This window comes from Marivita cryptomonadis (genome assembly GCF_002115725.1).
GTDB classification, from domain to species: Bacteria; Pseudomonadota; Alphaproteobacteria; order Rhodobacterales; family Rhodobacteraceae; genus Marivita; species Marivita cryptomonadis.
This window is the reverse complement of record NZ_JFKD01000011.1, coordinates 148592-166331: the sequence shown is the minus strand read 5'-3', so window position 1 is coordinate 166331 and position 17740 is coordinate 148592. Positions and strand designations below refer to the sequence as shown.

Annotated in this window: 16 protein-coding genes; 3 read left to right on the top strand and 13 right to left on the bottom strand. The window is 58.4% G+C overall.

Features of this window, described 5'->3' with window-relative positions:
- Positions 1-2: 2 nt before the first annotated feature.
- The 8 genes from MCRY_RS13825 to MCRY_RS13790 form a co-directional block, all read right to left on the bottom strand.
- Positions 3-2213, bottom strand: a complete 2211-nt coding sequence (locus MCRY_RS13825; RefSeq protein ID WP_085630848.1) for a PAS domain-containing hybrid sensor histidine kinase/response regulator — start codon at positions 2211-2213, stop codon at positions 3-5.
- Positions 2200-3396, bottom strand: coding sequence for an FIST N-terminal domain-containing protein (locus MCRY_RS13820; RefSeq protein ID WP_085630846.1), 1197 nt, complete (start codon positions 3394-3396; stop codon positions 2200-2202). The genes MCRY_RS13825 and MCRY_RS13820 overlap by 14 nt, the downstream gene beginning before the upstream one ends.
- Before the next feature lie 42 nt (positions 3397-3438).
- Positions 3439-4122, bottom strand: coding sequence for a response regulator (locus MCRY_RS13815; RefSeq protein ID WP_085630844.1), 684 nt, complete (start codon positions 4120-4122; stop codon positions 3439-3441).
- A gap of 121 nt (positions 4123-4243) precedes the next feature.
- Positions 4244-5533, bottom strand: a complete 1290-nt coding sequence (locus tag MCRY_RS13810) for a branched-chain amino acid ABC transporter permease (RefSeq protein ID WP_085630842.1) — start codon at positions 5531-5533, stop codon at positions 4244-4246.
- Positions 5530-6540, bottom strand: a complete 1011-nt coding sequence (locus MCRY_RS13805; RefSeq protein ID WP_085630840.1) for a branched-chain amino acid ABC transporter permease — start codon at positions 6538-6540, stop codon at positions 5530-5532. The genes MCRY_RS13810 and MCRY_RS13805 overlap by 4 nt, the downstream gene beginning before the upstream one ends.
- Before the next feature lie 87 nt (positions 6541-6627).
- Positions 6628-7458, bottom strand: coding sequence for an ABC transporter ATP-binding protein (locus MCRY_RS13800; protein WP_085630838.1), 831 nt, complete (start codon positions 7456-7458; stop codon positions 6628-6630).
- Positions 7455-8234, bottom strand: coding sequence for an ABC transporter ATP-binding protein (locus MCRY_RS13795; protein WP_085630836.1), 780 nt, complete (start codon positions 8232-8234; stop codon positions 7455-7457). The genes MCRY_RS13800 and MCRY_RS13795 overlap by 4 nt, the downstream gene beginning before the upstream one ends.
- 96 nt (positions 8235-8330) lie before the next feature.
- The gene (locus MCRY_RS13790; protein ID WP_085630834.1) at positions 8331-9527 is read right to left on the bottom strand and encodes an ABC transporter substrate-binding protein; all 1197 of its coding nucleotides are present in this window, start codon (positions 9525-9527) and stop codon (positions 8331-8333) included.
- Positions 9528-9781: 254 nt separating this feature from the next.
- On the opposite strand from MCRY_RS13790, the gene MCRY_RS13785 reads away from it, so the two are divergent.
- Entirely contained in the window at positions 9782-10915 is a 1134-nt protein-coding gene (locus tag MCRY_RS13785) for a PQQ-dependent sugar dehydrogenase (RefSeq protein ID WP_085630832.1), read from the top strand.
- A 65-nt stretch (positions 10916-10980) separates the two neighbouring features.
- Here MCRY_RS13785 and MCRY_RS13780 read toward each other — a convergent pair whose 3' ends face one another.
- The 5 genes from MCRY_RS13780 to MCRY_RS13765 all read right to left on the bottom strand — a co-directional run bounded on the left by MCRY_RS13780 (position 10981) and on the right by MCRY_RS13765 (position 14820).
- Positions 10981-11871, bottom strand: coding sequence for a cation diffusion facilitator family transporter (locus tag MCRY_RS13780; protein ID WP_085630830.1), 891 nt, complete (start codon positions 11869-11871; stop codon positions 10981-10983).
- A gap of 123 nt (positions 11872-11994) precedes the next feature.
- Positions 11995-12204: a DMT family transporter gene (locus tag MCRY_RS23525; protein WP_275296616.1), complete on the bottom strand. Its 210-nt coding sequence runs from the start codon at positions 12202-12204 to the stop codon at positions 11995-11997.
- A 22-nt stretch (positions 12205-12226) separates the two neighbouring features.
- Positions 12227-12361: a DMT family transporter gene (locus MCRY_RS23520; protein WP_280523427.1), complete on the bottom strand. Its 135-nt coding sequence runs from the start codon at positions 12359-12361 to the stop codon at positions 12227-12229.
- A gap of 69 nt (positions 12362-12430) precedes the next feature.
- Positions 12431-13606: an ammonium transporter gene (locus tag MCRY_RS13770; RefSeq protein ID WP_085630828.1), complete on the bottom strand. Its 1176-nt coding sequence runs from the start codon at positions 13604-13606 to the stop codon at positions 12431-12433.
- 209 nt (positions 13607-13815) lie between these two features.
- On the bottom strand, positions 13816-14820 hold the full coding sequence (locus MCRY_RS13765; protein WP_085630826.1) for a GlxA family transcriptional regulator: 1005 nt from the start codon (positions 14818-14820) through the stop codon (positions 13816-13818).
- A gap of 169 nt (positions 14821-14989) precedes the next feature.
- Here MCRY_RS13765 and MCRY_RS13760 point away from each other — a divergent pair, with 169 nt between their 5' ends.
- Both MCRY_RS13760 and MCRY_RS13755 read left to right on the top strand, forming a co-directional pair.
- Positions 14990-16360: a class II 3-deoxy-7-phosphoheptulonate synthase gene (locus MCRY_RS13760; protein ID WP_085630824.1), complete on the top strand. Its 1371-nt coding sequence runs from the start codon at positions 14990-14992 to the stop codon at positions 16358-16360.
- Positions 16361-16737: 377 nt separating this feature from the next.
- Positions 16738-17583, top strand: coding sequence for a hypothetical protein (locus MCRY_RS13755; protein WP_138488168.1), 846 nt, complete (start codon positions 16738-16740; stop codon positions 17581-17583).
- Positions 17584-17740 lie beyond the last annotated feature (157 nt).

Below are 17740 nucleotides of genomic sequence, written 5' to 3'. Positions count from 1 at the left end.
GGTCAGCTTGCGATTTCGCGGGCGGTACTGTGCAGAAAGTCGATCAGCTTGGTTCTGTCCAGCGGCTTGAGCAGAAGGTCGATCTCGAGTCGTTTCGTCTCTTGCCGCAATGTCGCAGAGCGCTCCGCAGATACGATAGCACAGGGCAGGCGACCCAGTCGGCGTGTCAGTTCTTCGAAAAGCTCTGTGCCGGAAGCGCCGTCGCCCAACTGGTAGTCCAGAAGTAACCCATCCGGGGTAATCTGCAGATCCTCCATCAGGTCCAGCGCGCTTTCCGCGTCTTCACTTTCGATCACGCTCACGCCCCAGCTTTCGATCAGGATCGACATGGCGCGTCGCAGTTGCGGGTCGTTTTCGACCAGCAGAATGATCAACCCGGATTTCAGCAGGCTCATCGCCGATGAATTGCGTGACTTCACTGGCATGTGCAACTGTGCCTGTCGGGCCAGCGGCACGTTCAGCATGAAACACGACCCGCGCCCGGGTTCGGACCACAGCCCCAGCGGATGACCCAGTCTTGCACAGGCACGCTCCACGATGGCCAGCCCAAGGCCCAGCCCGTCATTGTTGCTGGCCTTGGTATCAAGCCTGCGGAACTCTTCGAAAATCGTGTTCTGGTCTTCTTCGGCAATCCCCGGCCCGGTGTCCCAGACCTCGATCCGGACAGAGTCGCCGTTGCGTCGGGCGCCGACGATCACCCGACCTGTATCGGTATAGCGAATGGCATTGGTCAGCAGGTTCTGAACGATCCGACGCAGGTAGGACGGATCGGATTCGACCACGTGCGAGCTGTCGACGATGCGCAGCACCAAACCTTTCTGGGCAGCCAGCATTTCCATCTCGTCGCGAAGGGGATCGAAAATTTCGCGCAGAGCGACCGGACGAATGTCGAAACTCAACCCGTCAGTTTCCAGTTTCGAGATGTTGAGCAATGCGTCGATGATCTGTTCGGCCGCGCCTAACGCGGTCTCGGCCTTGGCCAGCACGGCCTGTTCGTTTGGGGTTTCGATTTTGTCGGACAAGGACGCCATGAACAGTTTGGCCGCCGACAGGGGTTGCAAAAGGTCATGGCTGGCTGCCGCCACAAAGCGCGACTTCGATGCATTGGCCCGTTCTGCAGCACTCAGCGCGTCTTCCAGCTCAAGTGTGCGCTCCATCACGCGCTGTTCGAGGATCTCGTTCAACTCATAGAGCTTTTGCGCCGCCTCGCGTTCGGCCGTCACATCGGTGCACGAGATCACAAACCCCCGATCCGGCATGGCGCGCCCAAAGATGTGCAGAACGATGCTGTCTCCGCGCTGCACCTCAAAGGACACAGGCTGTCGCAGCCCATCTGACGTGGCCCAACGCCGGAACGACGCCCGGTCGATGCCGCGCGTGAACTGGAATGTGTCATCCAGATCATCCAACAGCCCGGTGAATGACGCACCGATCCGCAATCGCCGCGCGGGGATCGACAGCAGGCTGCCCAGTTTTTGGTTCCATCCCACAAGCCGCGCGTTTTCGTCAAAGATGCACACGCCCTGGTTCAGGTGATCCAGCGTCGCGCGGATCATCCGCGTCTGCTTGTCCCGCAGCTTGGCCTGTTCCTGACGTTCCACCCGCATGATGTCGGTAATGTCTGTCTGAAGCACCACGGTGCCGCCATTCGCAGTGCGGTGTTCCGAGACTTGCAGCCAACGATCATGCGTCAGTTGCACGTTGAACATCACCCGCCGGTCCTTGTGGCGCTGACGGCGCATCTTGGCCCAAGTGTTGCGGTCCTGATGATCCGGCAGATGCAGATAGGCAGACCGGCTGACCCGGTCGACATAGCTGTCAAAGGCAAGACCGGGCTTGAGATCATCCGCCGTATCGCGGAAATCCCGGCAAAAGCGCGAGTTGCACATGACAAGGTCGTCATGCGGATCGAAAAGTGCGAAGCCTTCGGAAATGGTCTCGATCGCGTCGGCAAGGTTACGCCGGGCCGCTTCGGTTTCCTGATTGGCACGGGCAAGCTGGCCATTGGCGTCGTGCAGCAGGTCCAGCGTGCGTTCCAGCTCGAGCGTCCGCTCGCGCACACGCTTTTCCAGCAGGGCCGCGCGTTCGAACTGTGCATACGCCGCGCCGGAATGCGACACACCGTATTCGACGCGCCGCATCAGACTGTCAGCGATCTTGAGCAATTTTTCGTTCTGTCGTTCCAGACTGTCTCGGGGATCAATCAGGGACACGGGTCGCCTCACCGCTGGGGGGCGGGTAGATGGCCACACCCGTCAGGGTCTGGTTCACATGCAGCCCACCGATCTGTTCACCATAGGTCGAAAACCCAACGACATGGTGCGCGCTCAGAACATCTGACACCGCCCGGGTTTTCTGCAAACGCCCGGCTTCGATCCGGCGCAAGATACAATCGCAGCCAAGAATGAACTCGGGCTTGTCGTGTTTGCCCAAGTCGCTCAACCCGCGGTCAAGATGGGCGACGATGTCATCATGGGTCGCCAGCGTCAGGACCATGCCTTCGTTGATGGCCGAAAAGAACACCAGATCGTGGTTTTCCTTGACCTGCTGGATGGCACGCACGTGATGGACATCACCCAGCCGCACCACCACCGGGTGTTCGGCAAAGGTGAATTGGTCCAACTGGTGCGAATCCAGCCCAAGAAGTCGCGCGTATTCCAATGCTGCAGGCTCTGCGTTGATTTCATGCACAACGCGATCCTCGGGCGAGGCCGAGGTCACCACCATCCGCTGCTCGGTCGGCACCAGGTGATCCAGGCTGAACACCCGTACGGGGCGGTCACAACGCACCACCACCACGATCGCAGCGTTGCGCATCACTTCGCCATTTCGGGCAAGCCATGTCTGACCGAACCGCGTGCCATCGCCGGAGGAGCCCCCAAACAGCGGCGTCGGCCCAAGGCCTGCCGACAGGAATGCGGTCAACTGCTCTTCCCGAAGGCTTAACCCGTCGACCATGAGGAACGCGAATTCCGACGTCCAGTCAGGGGTTTTCTGCGTCAGCGACAGTCGGGCTTCGATCAATGCATCGGCGACAGATTGCTCTTCGATTTCGTCAAGTTTTTCAATAGAGTATGTGATTGTTTTAAAGTGATTCTTGCGAAACGCTACGGCAATGATCTGATCGTCTTCGTACCCGGCACGGCCAATTTCCCCCGCCGTGGTGCACGCCAAAACATCTGCGCCCCCAAAGAGGTGCGCAGTGGTGGCCACCAGTTCTGCGAAATCCGCCTCCGGAGACACAAACAGACAAACAAGCTCGAAAGGTCCCGGTCCGAGTTGTTTGGCTATTTGGTCTGCGGGGTCGGGATCATCACAGCGCACTTGCGCGACTGCAATGACCTCTTTGGCGGTCTCAGAACGTTCGGCCTCAGGAAATACCCGGCTTCCTTCCACTCTTTGGTTCCCAAGTGTTGGCTATCGGGGATGATAGGAGGATCAGGCGTCGCTTGGCAAGACTCGGTTAAAGCGCGCCTCTTGGGCGATCAGTACAGCTTGAGTCCGGCTGTGCACGCCCAGCTTGCGCATGATCGCTGTGACATGGGCTTTGACGGTGGTCTCGGCTATGGAAAGATCAAAGGCGATCTGCTTGTTCAGCTTGCCTTCGCAGATCAGATTAAGGATGCGCGCCTGCTGATTGGTCAGTGATGCGAGCCGCGACAGGGCCTCTTCGGGCGCGTCGCGATTGTTGTCCTGCCCCTGCGGATCGATATAGCCATCGGGCACAAACGACTGACCTTCGCGCACTGCGTCAAAGGCCCTTCGGAACACCGCACGTTGAGAATGTTTGGGCACAAACCCGTTTGCGCCAGCCTTGAGCGCGTGGCTGATCATCCGGTTGTCGGCCATCGACGACACGATCAGGATTGTCGATTTCGGTGCCGCTGTCCGCAGCCGGACCAGCCCATCAAGGCCGTTCACATCGGGCAGGTTCAGATCCAACAGGATCAGATCGAAATCCGCATCAGCAGCAACCTTGGCAAGGGCCGCATCCATTGTCCCGGCCGTCTGGATTTCAGAGAAGTCAGCGATGGAGCGCAGGGTGAGCATGAGCGCGTCACAGAACAGGGGATGGTCATCCACCACCAATGCGTTCAGCTCGGCTATCGGAATATCTCGCATGGTTCTGCTCTCTTCTGTCGTCCTTTCGGCAGACGCGGCGACCCTCTGCCTATCACATCAGAGTAAGGAGTTCTGCCCGCGCCGTCTCTTGCCGAAAGGTCTCATACGGCGCGGGTCGATTTCAGCGTTCCGGCAACAGGCCTCTGGGGTTCAGTCGCAGCACCAAAAGCAGGATGATCCCCATGGTCAGCAGGCGCATATGCTGCACGCTGTCCAGAAGATGTGCCTTGAGCCAGGATCCATCCGCCATGCCCGCCGTGATCAGCGACATCAGAAGATGCCCCATCGGTTCCACCTGCACCCAAAGGAACCAGATCAGGAACCCACCCAAGACCGCACCAAGGTTGTTGCCGGATCCGCCAACAATCACCATCACCCAGATCAGGAACGTATAGCGCAGCGGTTGGTAGCTGCCCGGCGTCAACTGCCCGTCCAGCGTCGTCATCATTGCGCCTGCGACGCCGCATATGGCCGAACCAAGGATGAACACCTGCAAATGGCGCGCGGTCACATCCTTGCCCATTGCGCGAGCGGCGGTCTCGTTGTCGCGGATCGCCCGCATCATCCGGCCCCATGGACTGTTCAACGCAAGCTGCGACAGCACCAGCAGCACGATCAGGACGGCGGCGAACAGCAAGCCGTACTCGATCTTCACGTAGATCGTCGATGCTGTGGTCGCATCCAGCCCGAAGCCGGCGGCGCGCTCCACAAAGGCGGGATCGTTCTGCAGGTCCACTTCGTAAGGCACCGGGCGGGGTAGCCCGATGACGTTCTTCACACCCCGCGCCAGCCAATCTTCGTTCTTCAGGATTGCAATGACGATCTCGGCAATCCCCAGCGTCGCGATGGCGAGGTAGTCAGACCTTAAGCCCAGCGCCGTCTTGCCGATCACATAGGCGGCACCCGCCGCCAGAACTCCGCCGACAGGCCAAGCCAGCAACACCGGCAGGCCCAACCCGCCCAAGTATCCCGCCAGCGCTGGATCGACCGCCTCGACCGCCTCGACCGAAGGGTCGAGCACCATCCGGTAGATCACCATTCCGATCAGCAATACGCCCGCCGTGCCCCAGCCGCGCAGTTTGCCCGATGTGCGCGCCCAGACCAGAACCGCCGCCACGATGGTTGCCGCACCCAACACAAGGCCCAACAAGATACCACCGCCACCAGCTTGCCATGCCGCACCCACGGGCGGCATCGAGATCAGCACAACTGCCAAGCCGCCCAGCGCCACAAATCCCATGACACCTACGTTGAACAGCCCCGCAAGACCCCATTGCAGGTTCACCCCCAGCGCCATCACGGCGCTGATCAGCCCCATGTTCAGGATCAGCAGTGCCGAGTTCCAGCTTTGCAAAAATCCGGTTCCCAAAATGAGACAGGCCACAGCCCCGAAAAGCAGAACGGTTCTCATATCGATTTCCCCCGGAACAGACCGGTCGGTCGGAACAGCAACACGATCACAAGGATCACAAAGCTGACTGCGAACTTGTATTCGGTGCTCAGGATCTGCACCAAGCCGTCGGGCTCAAGGGCAGGGGGCATCATATACACCAGCACCTTTTTCCACGCATAGGTGATCCCGACCTCGGAAAAGGCGATCACGAAGCCGCCCGCGATGGCCCCCAGCGGATTGCCAAGCCCTCCGACGATGGCGGCGGCAAAGATCGGCAACAATAGCTGGAAATAGGTGAAGGCCTTGAACGACTTGTCCAAGCCATAAAGCACACCGGCCACCGTCGCCAAGGACGCTACGATCAGCCATGTCACCAGCACCACGCGCTCGGGGTTGATGCCCGACAACAGCGCCAAATCCTCGTTGTCGGAAAACGCCCGCATGGATTTTCCGGTGCGCGTCTTGTTCAAAAACCAGAACAGCGCCGCCACCACGGCAATCGCTGTGATGACGGTTATCACCTGCGTTGTGCGCAGTGCCAGACCTTCCTCAAGCCCCGTCATGTCGCGGAAGGTTCGGGCAGAAATCACAAACCGCTCGCCATCCGCAAAACGGTAATCGTCCGGGCCAATAATGATCCGCGTCAGACCGTTGTAGATAAACATCACGCCCATCGACACGATGACCAAGATCACCGGTTTGGCCTTCTGCGCGCGGTAGAATTTGTAGACATACTTGTCCGTCAGCAGCACAAGTGCCGTCGCACCCAAGATGCCGATCGGAATCGCAAGCAGGGCTGTAGGCAAGGGCCCCAGACTGACCCCCATGGCCTGCAATCCCCAAGTCGCGAGCACCGTGACCATTGTGCCCACAGCCATCGTGTCGCCATGGGCGAAGTTCGAGAACCTCAGGATGCCGTATATCAGCGTCACCCCAAGCGCGCCCAGCGCCAGCTGGCTGCCATAGGCAATCGCTGGGATCAGCACGAAATTGGCCAGAGCGACAACGCCGTTCAGCAGGTCCATATCAGGTGACCTCCGCTGCGGACGGGGCGCATCCCCATCTTCTTCTTTTCAAAAATATGCAAATTCCACATCTCCACGCGCGCCCCGTCAGCCACCAAGGAACGACCGGCGCACATCGGGATTGGCCAGCAAATCCTTGCCGGTCCCCGAATAGCCGTTCGCGCCTTGCACCAAGACATACCCTTTATCAGCAATTTCAAGCGCTTGCCGGGCATTCTGTTCCACCATCAAGATCGAGATCCCGGTGCGGGCCACTTCGATAATGCGGTCAAACAATTCGTCCATCACGATGGGCGACACACCCGCTGTTGGCTCGTCCAGCATCAGCACTTTGGGTTGGGTCATCAGCGCCCGCCCCACGGCAACCTGCTGGCGCTGACCTCCAGACAGTTCGCCCGCCGCCTGATGGCGCTTTTCGCGCAGGATCGGGAACAACTCGTAGACCTGTTCCATCGTCTTGCGGAAATCGTCGGTGCGGATGAACGCCCCCATCTCGAGGTTCTCTTCCACCGTCATCGACGTAAAGATGTTGGATGTCTGCGGCACAAAGCCCATGCCATAGCGCACCCGCGCCTGTGGCGTCAGTTGGGTGATGTCCTCGCCATCGAGAAGCACACGGCCTTCGCGCAGATCCAGCATCCCGAAAACCGCCTTCATCGCGGTCGATTTGCCCGCACCATTAGGGCCAACGATTACCGCGATCTCGCCTTTCTCCACGGCGATGGTGCAGCCGTGCAGGATGTCGGGGCCAGCCTTGCCGTAGCCACCGGTCATGTTCTCGCCGATCAGAAACGGCCCGTCACCGCCCGGCATGGGGCGCACCTGCGTGCCCGAAGCGATCAGCGTGCCCTGACCGTGCGGGTTGGTGATCGACGCGTCCTTGTTGCCACGGTCGTCCTGATAGGGATTGCCGCTCATCCGACCGCTTCCTTGTTTTTCAGACCGGTGCCCAGATAGGCTTCGATCACGCGTTCGTCCGCTTTGATCTCGTCAATCGTGCCTTTCGATAGCACCTTGCCCTCGGCCATGACGATCACCGGGTCGCATAGCCGTCCGATGAAATCCATGTCGTGTTCGATCATGCAGAACGTGTAGCCGCGTTCCTTGTTGAGCCGGATGATCGCGTCACCAATGGTATTGAGCAGGGTGCGGTTCACACCTGCACCGACCTCGTCCAGAAAGACGATGCGCGCATCCACCATCATGGTGCGGCCCAGTTCCAGCAGTTTCTTCTGACCGCCAGACACCTGACCAGCCTTGTGGTCTGCGAGGTGTTCGATGGTCAGGAATTCCAACACTTCATCCGCCTTGGCCCGCAGCGCGCGTTCCTCGTCCGCGATGCGCTTGCGCCCGAACCATGTGTTCCACAATGTTTCGCCGGTTTGCCCCCCCGGCACCATCATCAGGTTCTCGCGACAGGACATGGAACTGAATTCATGCGCGATCTGGAACGTGCGCAGCAGCCCTTTGTGAAACAGCGTGTGCGGTGGCAGGCCTGTGATATCCTCGCCCGCCATGAAAACTTGCCCGGACGTCGGTGGAAGAACGCCCGCCACCACATTGAAAAGTGTTGTTTTTCCGGCTCCGTTTGGGCCGACAAGACCAGTGATGGAGCCGGTCTCGATTTCGAGAGAGGCGCCATCAACCGCGCGGAAACCGCCGAAATGGCGGTGAAGGTTCTTCACCTCGATCATCGTGCATCCCTGTGGCGGTGTTGTCCGGCCCGCCTTCTATAGTGAAACGGCGCGAGAAATCTCCCGCGCCGCTTGGTATCGAGTGCCGTGGACGGCTTAGCGGTAGCCGACAACCGTCAACGCGCCGCCTTCGACAGTGAATTCCGCATAGGAACCCGCCGCTTCACCCGGCTCGACCAATTCGACGCCTGTCGCGCCTTGGTAGTCGACGTCGCCGCCCGCCGCGAGAATGTCGATTGCCTTGCCCAACTCACCCGGCAGGATCTGCTCGCCCGGTGCGTTTGCGATATCGAAGATTTTGGACTGGTAGTCGCCTGGCTCTTTCGAACCTGCGGCGGCCATCGCCAGAAGCATCAGCGCGGCTGCATCGTAGGATTCACCCGCATAGACCGATGTACCATCGATCCCGGCTGCCGTTGCCATTTCTGCGAACATCGCAGCACCCGCGTTGTCCGAACCCGGCGCTGTGCCGATCATGCCGGCGATATCGTCGCCAAACCGTTCGACCAGCGAGTCGCCGATCATGCCGTCACCCATGGCGAACATGTCGAATGCGCCCGTGTCGAGCGCGCCCTGAATGACGCCTGCGCCACCCTGATCGACATATCCGAGCACGACAAGAGCGTCGCCACCGGCAGACGCCAAAGCACCGACTTCAGCCGAGTAATCCGCCTTGCCGTCTTCATGCGGCGCGGACAAGGTCACCGACCCGCCAGCCGCTTCGTAGGCGGCCTGAAACGCGTCGGCAAAGCCCTTGCCATAGTCGTTGTTGGTATAGGTCACAGCGGCACTTGTGATGCCCTTTTCGATCATGATCCCGGCCAGCACGGCACCTTGACGCGCATCCGAAGGTGCGGTGCGGAAGAACAGGCCATTGTCCTCGGCAGCCGACAGAGCGGGCGAAGTGGCGGAAGGCGAAATCATGACCATGCCGTTGGGCACAGACACGTTGGCCAGAACCGCGCCGGTCACACCGGAGCAATCGGGGCCCATCATTGCGCTGATGCCGTCGGATGTGATCAGGCGTTCTGCCGCGGCGGTCGCGGCTGCACTGTCGACGCAGGTCGAATCCGCGCGCACGGCTGACACAGTTGCGCCGCCCAGCAGTTTGCCGCTTTCGGACACTTCGGTAATCGCCATTTCGGCACCGGCCGCCATGGCAGGTGTCAGGGATTCAATCGGGCCAGTGAAGCCCAGGATGATACCCATCTTGATTTCATTGGAATGGCTCGCGGCAAAGGCCGAACCCGCCATCAACGCGCCAGCCGCTGTGGCTGTCAGAAACTTTTTCATAATTATTCTCCCGTGTTGGAACATCGCTGTGTTCTCGCAAAGACGATATTCAGATGCTGTGGAAAAGAAAAGGCCTCACGCATTGCAAGGCGTTCGGTGCATCGCTCACGTTTTCAATAACTTAGGGTTTGAGGTTGGGACGTTTCGAATCTTTTTCCACCATCCGGCATCCGCTCACGACTTCGTAAGTGCAGTTGCCGCAAGGTCAGATGCACTTATTTCAGACGGTAGTTGTGACGAATGGAGATCTGCCCATGACCGCCCTGCGCCGCTTTACGCTTTCCGTGTCTTTGTTGATGTCGTCCGCAGCCCTTGCCCCGGTCATAGCGCAAGTCACGTCGGAAACGATCCAGACCAGTGCCGGCCAGATGCAGGTCTCGGCCGTGGTGACCGGGCTCGACGAGCCGTGGGCGTTTGGCTTTTTGCCAGAGGGCGAAATCGTGGTGACCGAACGCGACGGTCGCGTTTTGCTCGTCACGCCGGGTGCCGGTGTCGTGACGCTGCGCACGCCGCCCGAAGTGGATGTGGACGGGCAGGGCGGCTTGCTTGACGTGCTTGTGCCCCGTGATTTCGCGCAAAGCCGCACGCTGTTCTTTACCCACGCCAAACGTCAAGGTCGTGGCAGCGGCACGGCGGTGACCAAGGCGGTGCTCCATTCCGATGGAACGGCACTTACTGATCACGAGACGATTTTCGAAATCGCGCCCGGGTCGAGCGGGGGGCGACATTTCGGCTCGCGGATCGTTGAGGCGCAAGACGGGACATTGTTCATCACGGTCGGCGATCGTGGGTCTGATGACACAGCACAGGATCGCAGCCTGCATAATGGATCGGTCTTGCGCATTACAAAGACCGGGGCTGTGCCTTCGGACAATCCGTTCGTGAACACCGCAGGCGTTCAGCCTGAGATCTGGTCCTACGGTCATCGCAACCCGCAGGGCGCGGCGATGGACAGTAACGGCCAGCTTTGGGTCACCGAACATGGCGCACGTGGCGGGGATGAAGTGAACCGAATCCGGAAAGGCGCAAATTTCGGCTGGCCGGTGATCTCTTATGGCACGCATTACTCGGGTCGCAGCATCGGCGAGGGCACGTCCATGCCCGGTATGGAGCAGCCAGTGGCCTACTGGGACCCATCCATGGCGCCGTCTGGGCTGACCTTCTACAACGGTGGTCCGATCCGGGCATGGTCAGGCGACATGTTCGCAGGATCGCTAAAGTTCGACTACATTTCCCGCCTCGAAGGCGCGCCGTTACAGGAGGTTGAACAGATCCAAGGGGACAGCACCCAGCGCGTCCGCGATGTCCGGCAAGGACCGGATGGGGCACTCTGGTTCCTCAGCGTCGGCAACGGTGCGCTTTACCGGATGGCTGGCTTAGGCTCGTAACGGCGCAGAGCACATGCGTCGACGCTTGTGCGTCGTTTCGTCGAGGAAAACGGCCTCAGCCTGTGTCAATCAAGCACGACAATTCCAGTGTGTTTCTGTTTGTGCTCCGGCTCGACATGGATGGTCACCCGGCTGTCGGGCACGGCCTTGCCGATCGCTGCTTCGATCCGGTCGCAAATCTCGTGTGCGTCGAACACGGTCATGTCTCCCGGCACCACAAGGTGAAACTCGACAAAGGTCACCTTTCCGGCATGCCGTGTGCGCAGATCATGCGCCTCGACCGCGCCATGGGCCTTGTCCGAGATCGCCTCGCGGATCCGCGCCAACGTGGTTTCGGGCACCGCCTCGTCCATCAGGCCGCTCAGCGACTCTTTCACCACCCGCGAGCCTGACCACAGGATGTTGACTGCCACAAGCGCGGCCATGATCGGGTCGAACAGCCACCAGCCGGTGGCGAAGGCGGCCAACACCCCCACGGCGACACCGACCGAGGTCAGCACATCTGTCCATAGATGTTTGCCGTCTGCGACAAGGGCAGGGGATTTCAACCGTCGTCCCTGACGCACCAGCACCATGGCCCAAATCGCGTTCAGCGCGGTGGCTGCACCATTGATCAAAAGCCCTTCGATCGGGGCATCAAGCGCGCGCGGGGACAAGAAGCCCGCATAGGCTTCGCGCAGGATAAACAGGGCCGCGATGATAATCATAACCCCCTCCAAGACGGCGCTGAAGAACTCGGCCTTGTGATGTCCGAACGGGTGATTTGCATCCGCAGGGCGCTGCGCCACACGGATGGCGATCAACGCCGCAAAGGCAGTGGTCAGGTTGACCGTGCTTTCCAACGCGTCGGACAAGAGCGCCACAGACCCGGTGATCCACCATGCCAGCGTCTTGAGCCCAAGCACAATGACTCCCACCAGCAGGCTTCCTACAGCGAGTTTGAGCGCGGTGGACATGGCGTTCCCCTTTGGATGGGGGCGCTTTACAGGGGGATGGCGGACCGCTCAACCCTCTGAATTTGCGGTTGATACTGACTTGCAATTGGAGTGCTGGGACATGCGTCGACGAAAAGCGTGGAGCTACTGGTTGGACAGCACGACCCCAGCCCCAACCAGACCCACCGCCAACAGGCACGCCGGGTCGAGGTTGCGGGGTTGCAGACCAAACCCACCGACCGCATCGATCATCAGTGCCGCGATGAGTTGTCCAAGGATCATGACTGAAAACATCGTCACAACGCCCAAACGCGGCACTGCGAGGATCGCAGCAAGCACCCAAAGTGCGCCCAAATGCGCCGTCGGAAAGCGCCCACTACGGGATCGAGTTCAGGGCGCTGAAATTTGGTGTCTCTGCTCCGCGTAGGACGGCGATGACAGTCAAAATGATGAAGCCGATCCCGAAAGATAAGGCTGCCGCAGCAACCGGATCGCCCAAGGCGCGCGCCACAACCGCGTTTGCCGGGGCCTGCAGAGAGGCATGGGCTGGCCTCTGCAGCCCATGCCTCTTGTGAGCCTGTCAGGTCAGCAGCTCGTATCCGCGTTGACCGTGCAGCACTTTGTCGAGCCCCGAGTTCTCATGTTCTTCGGACACGCGGATGCCAACCACTCCTTTGCAAAAGAAGATCAGAACCAGTGTGACGCAGATCGTATAGGCTCCAACAATGGCGATACCGCCGATCTGAGCCGTCCAATTCGCAATGCCCAAGGGAGCGATCATCATCGACCCGTAGACACCACCAACACCATGGACAGCGAACACATCCAGCGTGTCGTCGATACCGAACCGACGCAACAGATAGACCGCTTCTTGGCACATCATCCCGGCGATCGCTCCGATCAGCAAGGCATAGGCCGGATCGACAAACCCGGCGGCCGGGGTAATTGCGGCAAGACCGGACAGGGTGCCCGTGACCATTCCAACCAGTGTGAACTTGCCGAATTTCACATATTCCCAAGCAAGCCATGACAGTGATGATGCGGCACCAGCGATAAGGGTCACTGTCAGTGCCATGGCCGCTGTCGGATCCGCAGCAAGCGCCGAGCCTCCGTTGAAGCCAAGCCATCCAACCCACAGCATTGCAGCCCCCATCATCACGAGACCCGGGCTATGCGGGTTGCTGTTGGTGTTGAGCCGGGGCCCGATGACGATGGCAAGAACCAGCGCGGCCAATCCGGCGGTTTGATGCACGACCAATCCTCCCGCGTAATCACGCACGCCCAGGTCGCCGAAAATGCCGCCATCCGACAAAAATCCGCCACCCCACACCCAATGGGCCACAGGCGCGTAGACCAGAAGCATCCAGAGACCTGAGAACAGCAAAACGAAACCGAATTTCACCCGTTCGGCGCAAGCGCCGAGAATGATAACCGGCGTGATGATCGCAAATGTCATCTGGAACGCAAAAAACAGGATCTCCGGCAAGGTGCCGACCATCGTGTCAAGCGTCACTCCATTCAGGAACAGCTTACCAAAGCCGCCCCAATAGCCGTTGCCGTCGCCATAAGCGATGGAATAGCCCGCAACATACCACAAGACCACCATAAGGCAGGCCGTTGCAAAGCATTGCATGAACATGTTGACGACATTTCGTGCGCGCACCATTCCGCCGTAAAACAGCGTTAACCCCGGAATGGCCATGAAGAAAACGAGTGTCGTAGCGACCAGAATCCAAACCATATCAGCCGAATTCATATTACACCTCCCAAATCGATAACAAACAACTACATCTGGTAGAATAATGGGCGGTGCTGCCTAGGGATATGGCAAATTGACCTTGGGTCAGCGTTATCCACAGATATTTCACATGTGGTTGGAAGAGCTACCCGCAGCAGTCGGAACGGCACTGATGTGCCGCGCTGCTTTGCCGCGGTGATTGTCTCGTCAGTGTCAGATCCGATGCGTCAGACGGACAGCCGCGACGCATGCGCCCCACGTTCGCGGTAGGGCGTTGTTTCGTAATGTGCCCGGTAGCATTTCGAGAAATGCGACGGCGATGCAAACCCGCAGGCAAGCGCGACGTTGATCACGCTCATGTCCGTTTGCATCAGCAGGTTGCGCGCCTTTTGCAGTCGCAGTTCCATGTAATAGCGCTTGGGGCTGCGGCTGAGGTAGCGGCGGAACAGACGCTCCAACTGACGTGTCGACATCCCGACCTGCTGCGCCAGAACCGACGGGCTGATCGGCTCTTCGATGTTCTGCTCCATCATCTGGATGACTTTGGACAGTTTTGGGTGGCGCACGCCTATGCGGGTCGGCACGGACAGACGTTGGGTATCCTGATCGGTACGGATCGAGTTGTAGATCAGCTGATCGGCCACAGCACCTGCAAGTTCTTCGCCGTGATCGTCGGCAATAATCTTGAGCATCAGGTCCACCGACGCTGTGCCGCCTGCGGTGGTGATGCGGCTGCCATCGACCACGAAGATCGACTTGGTCAGTGTCACTTCGGGGAATTCCTCGGTAAAGCTGTCCTGATTTTCCCAATGGATCGTCGCGCGTTTGCCGTCCAGCAACCCGGCCAGAGCCAGAGAGTAGGCGGCGGTGCACAGACCACCGATCGACAACCCGCGCCGGGCTTCGCGGCGCAGCCAGTTGATGACACGCTTGGTGGTGGCTTTTTGTACGTCGATCCCACCGCATACGATGACGACATCGTCACGGTTCATTTCGATGAGGTCAGAATCCAGTCGGAACGACACACCCGCCGAACAGGTGATTTCTTCTCCGCCTTCACCGATAATGGTCCAATCGTAAAGTTTGCGGTTCGCCATCCGGTTTGCGATCCGCAACGACTCCACGGCTGCCGCGAAACACAGCATGGTAAATTCGGGCAGCAATACAAAGACAAATCGGCGCGGCCGGCTTGGGACGTGATCAAGTTCAACGGTCTGGCGTGTCGGTAACATGAAATTCTGGACCTTCGGCAGTGCTCTGCGGCACGTTGCAGGTCACAAGGTCAGAAGTGACGCCCGGGGTCAAGCGTTCGGGGACGATTCCTTGCTGGTCAGACCGGGGCGGTTTCTGTATAGCGGGGCCGCTAACGCTAACTTACTTGGATTGACCGGAGTAGAGACGATGACCGAGTGGCAAAAATCAGGCTGGCGCGCGAAACCGCGGGTGCAGATGCCTGACTATACGGATGAGGCAAAGCTTGAGGCTGTCGAGGCCCAGCTGTCGAAGTATCCGCCGCTCGTATTTGCGGGCGAAGCGCGGAAGCTGAAAAAAGCTCTGGGTGCGGCGTCGCGCGGCGATGCGTTTTTGCTTCAGGGCGGAGATTGCGCCGAGGCATTTGACCAGTTCAGCGCAAATGCGATCCGCGACACCTTCAAGGTGATGTTGCAGATGGCAATGGTTCTGACTTTTGGTGCCAAGGTGCCCGTGGTCAAGGTCGGCCGCATGGCGGGCCAGTTCGCCAAACCGCGTTCTGCGCCGACCGAGGTGGTGGATGGTCTGGAACTGCCCAGCTACCGGGGTGACATCATCAACGAGCTGGCGTTCACGCCCGAGGCGCGCATTCCTGATCCAGCCAAGATGCTGCAAGCCTATACGCAGGCGGCAGCAACGCTGAACCTGCTGCGCGCCTTTTCAACCGGCGGCTATGCCGACGTGCATCAGGTGCACCAGTGGACACTTGGCTTCACCGACCGTGAGGAATCTGAAAAGTACCGCGATATGGCGAACCGCATCAGCGATACGCTGGATTTCATGCGGGCCGCAGGGGTCGATAGTGATCGGGCGCACACTTTGGCGACTGTCGATTTTTACACCAGCCATGAATCACTGCTGCTGGAATACGAAGAGGCTCTGACCCGTCAGGATTCGACCTCTGGAAAATGGCTGGCTGGCTCGGGTCACATGATCTGGATCGGTGACCGCACCCGTCAGCCGGACGGCGCGCATGTGGAATTCGCACGCGGCGTGCTGAACCCGGTGGGTCTCAAGTGTGGTCCCACGACCACCGCAGAAGATCTCAAGGTGCTGATGTCCAAGCTGAACCCGGAAAACGAAGCGGGCAAGCTGACCCTGATCGCGCGCTTTGGTGCAGGCAAGGTGGGCGAACATCTGCCGCGCCTGATCAAGGCCGTGGCCGAAGAGGGTGCAAACGTCACTTGGGTTTGCGATCCGATGCATGGCAACACCATCAAGTCGTCCACCGGCTACAAGACCCGTCCGTTCGATCTGGTGCTGCGCGAAGTGCGCGAGTTCTTCGCCATCCATAACGCAGAAGGCACGGTTCCCGGTGGCGTGCATTTCGAGATGACCGGTCAAGATGTGACCGAATGCACCGGAGGTGTCCGGGCGGTGAGCGAGGAAAACCTGAGCGACCGCTACCACACAGCCTGCGATCCGCGTCTTAACGCCTCTCAGTCGCTTGAACTGGCGTTCCTTGTGGCCGAAGAGCTGACATCACGTCGCGAAGCACAGGTCGCCACCAAGGCGGGCTGAACAAACTTTCGAATGTGACAAGTGGGCGGCTCTGCGGGGCCGCCCTTTGCGTCTCATACTGCATCCGCTCTAGCGAGGTCAGTCTCCTAGAGCAGGGATGTGTAAACAAAAACTTCTGGAAGATATCTTCGGGAGCATGTGTGTATTTTGCCTGCTTCGCGGGCAAAGCACTCTCTCATTGCTGCTTTGCGAATGATTGCTTAGACGTTTCTTTGATCGAACCAAAATTCGTTTTCATTTCGATAGCAGACCAAAAAAAAGCTTTACCTTTGCAAGCGGCTAATTTTGGAGGAAATTCAATACCGTTCGAAAAAAAGATGGATTTTCGATAATAGCTATGTAACGCTCGCTATCTATAATGATGGGGAAGACTAAACGTGCCAGTAACAGCTGCAGGATTGCTCAAGATAGCCCTAAAGGCGGGGGCAAAAAAATTTGGAGAGAAGGCCGGTGCAGCCGTCTTCAAGGGATTATTTGGAGATGTTTTTGGGTCGAGTGGTGGATTAACCGCCGGAGAGATGAAACGAATTCTTGATGAAGCCCTAAAGAAATTTGGAGAGCAGTTAAAAATAGACATTAAAGATTTGCTTGATGGAGAACGAAATAGAGATGCTTTAGTTGCTTTAATGAGCTTAGCCGACACGATGGATGCCTTTGGTACTGCTCCAGATGCCCAAACTGACTTGCTAGACGAAGCAGCACGGGACGCAAGGCTTCTCACGAATGCTTACAGCGAAATTGGGAAGGCAGCTATTGAACATTACGTCTATGCCGCAACGTTGTTCATTGCAGTCTATGAGGCTCGGGCAGAGTATATACACAAAGACAATCAGAAAGTAATTACAAACAACATCATACCTGCTGCTTTAGCGCACTATAGTCGTGTGCGCGAAGCACTTCTTCGTGAGGCAGATCAGCGTGTTACAGTTACACAAAGTTACTCGTATTATCCCCCAGCTAACGAAATTGTCGTCGTTACATATAGGCTGCTTTTAGATGGGCAAGCGGTTGGCGGAGCCTCCATCAAGTACCCGGCAATAGGCAAACCCATTGGAGAAGATGCTTACGAGCGGATGAAGGATCAGGAAAAAGAGGTACGCACGCAAGTTAACGACGATGTCAAAATACGCCTCGACGGTGCAAATGATATGGTTAATGCTTGGCAAAAGAAATACCAAGTCGACGTAGCCCGTGTAAAATTGCTTTCAAATTCTGATACTTAAAGGATTTTGATTAGACTTTGTTCATCGTCACAACGGCATTAGTTGGAAGCAATCTTTGCATTCATAACAACATAATTTTTGTTCATTTGACGCTCAAATGAGCCTTTAAAGCAAAGCCTGCGAGGCTATCATTGTGCTGCCGCAGGTCATGGTAAAT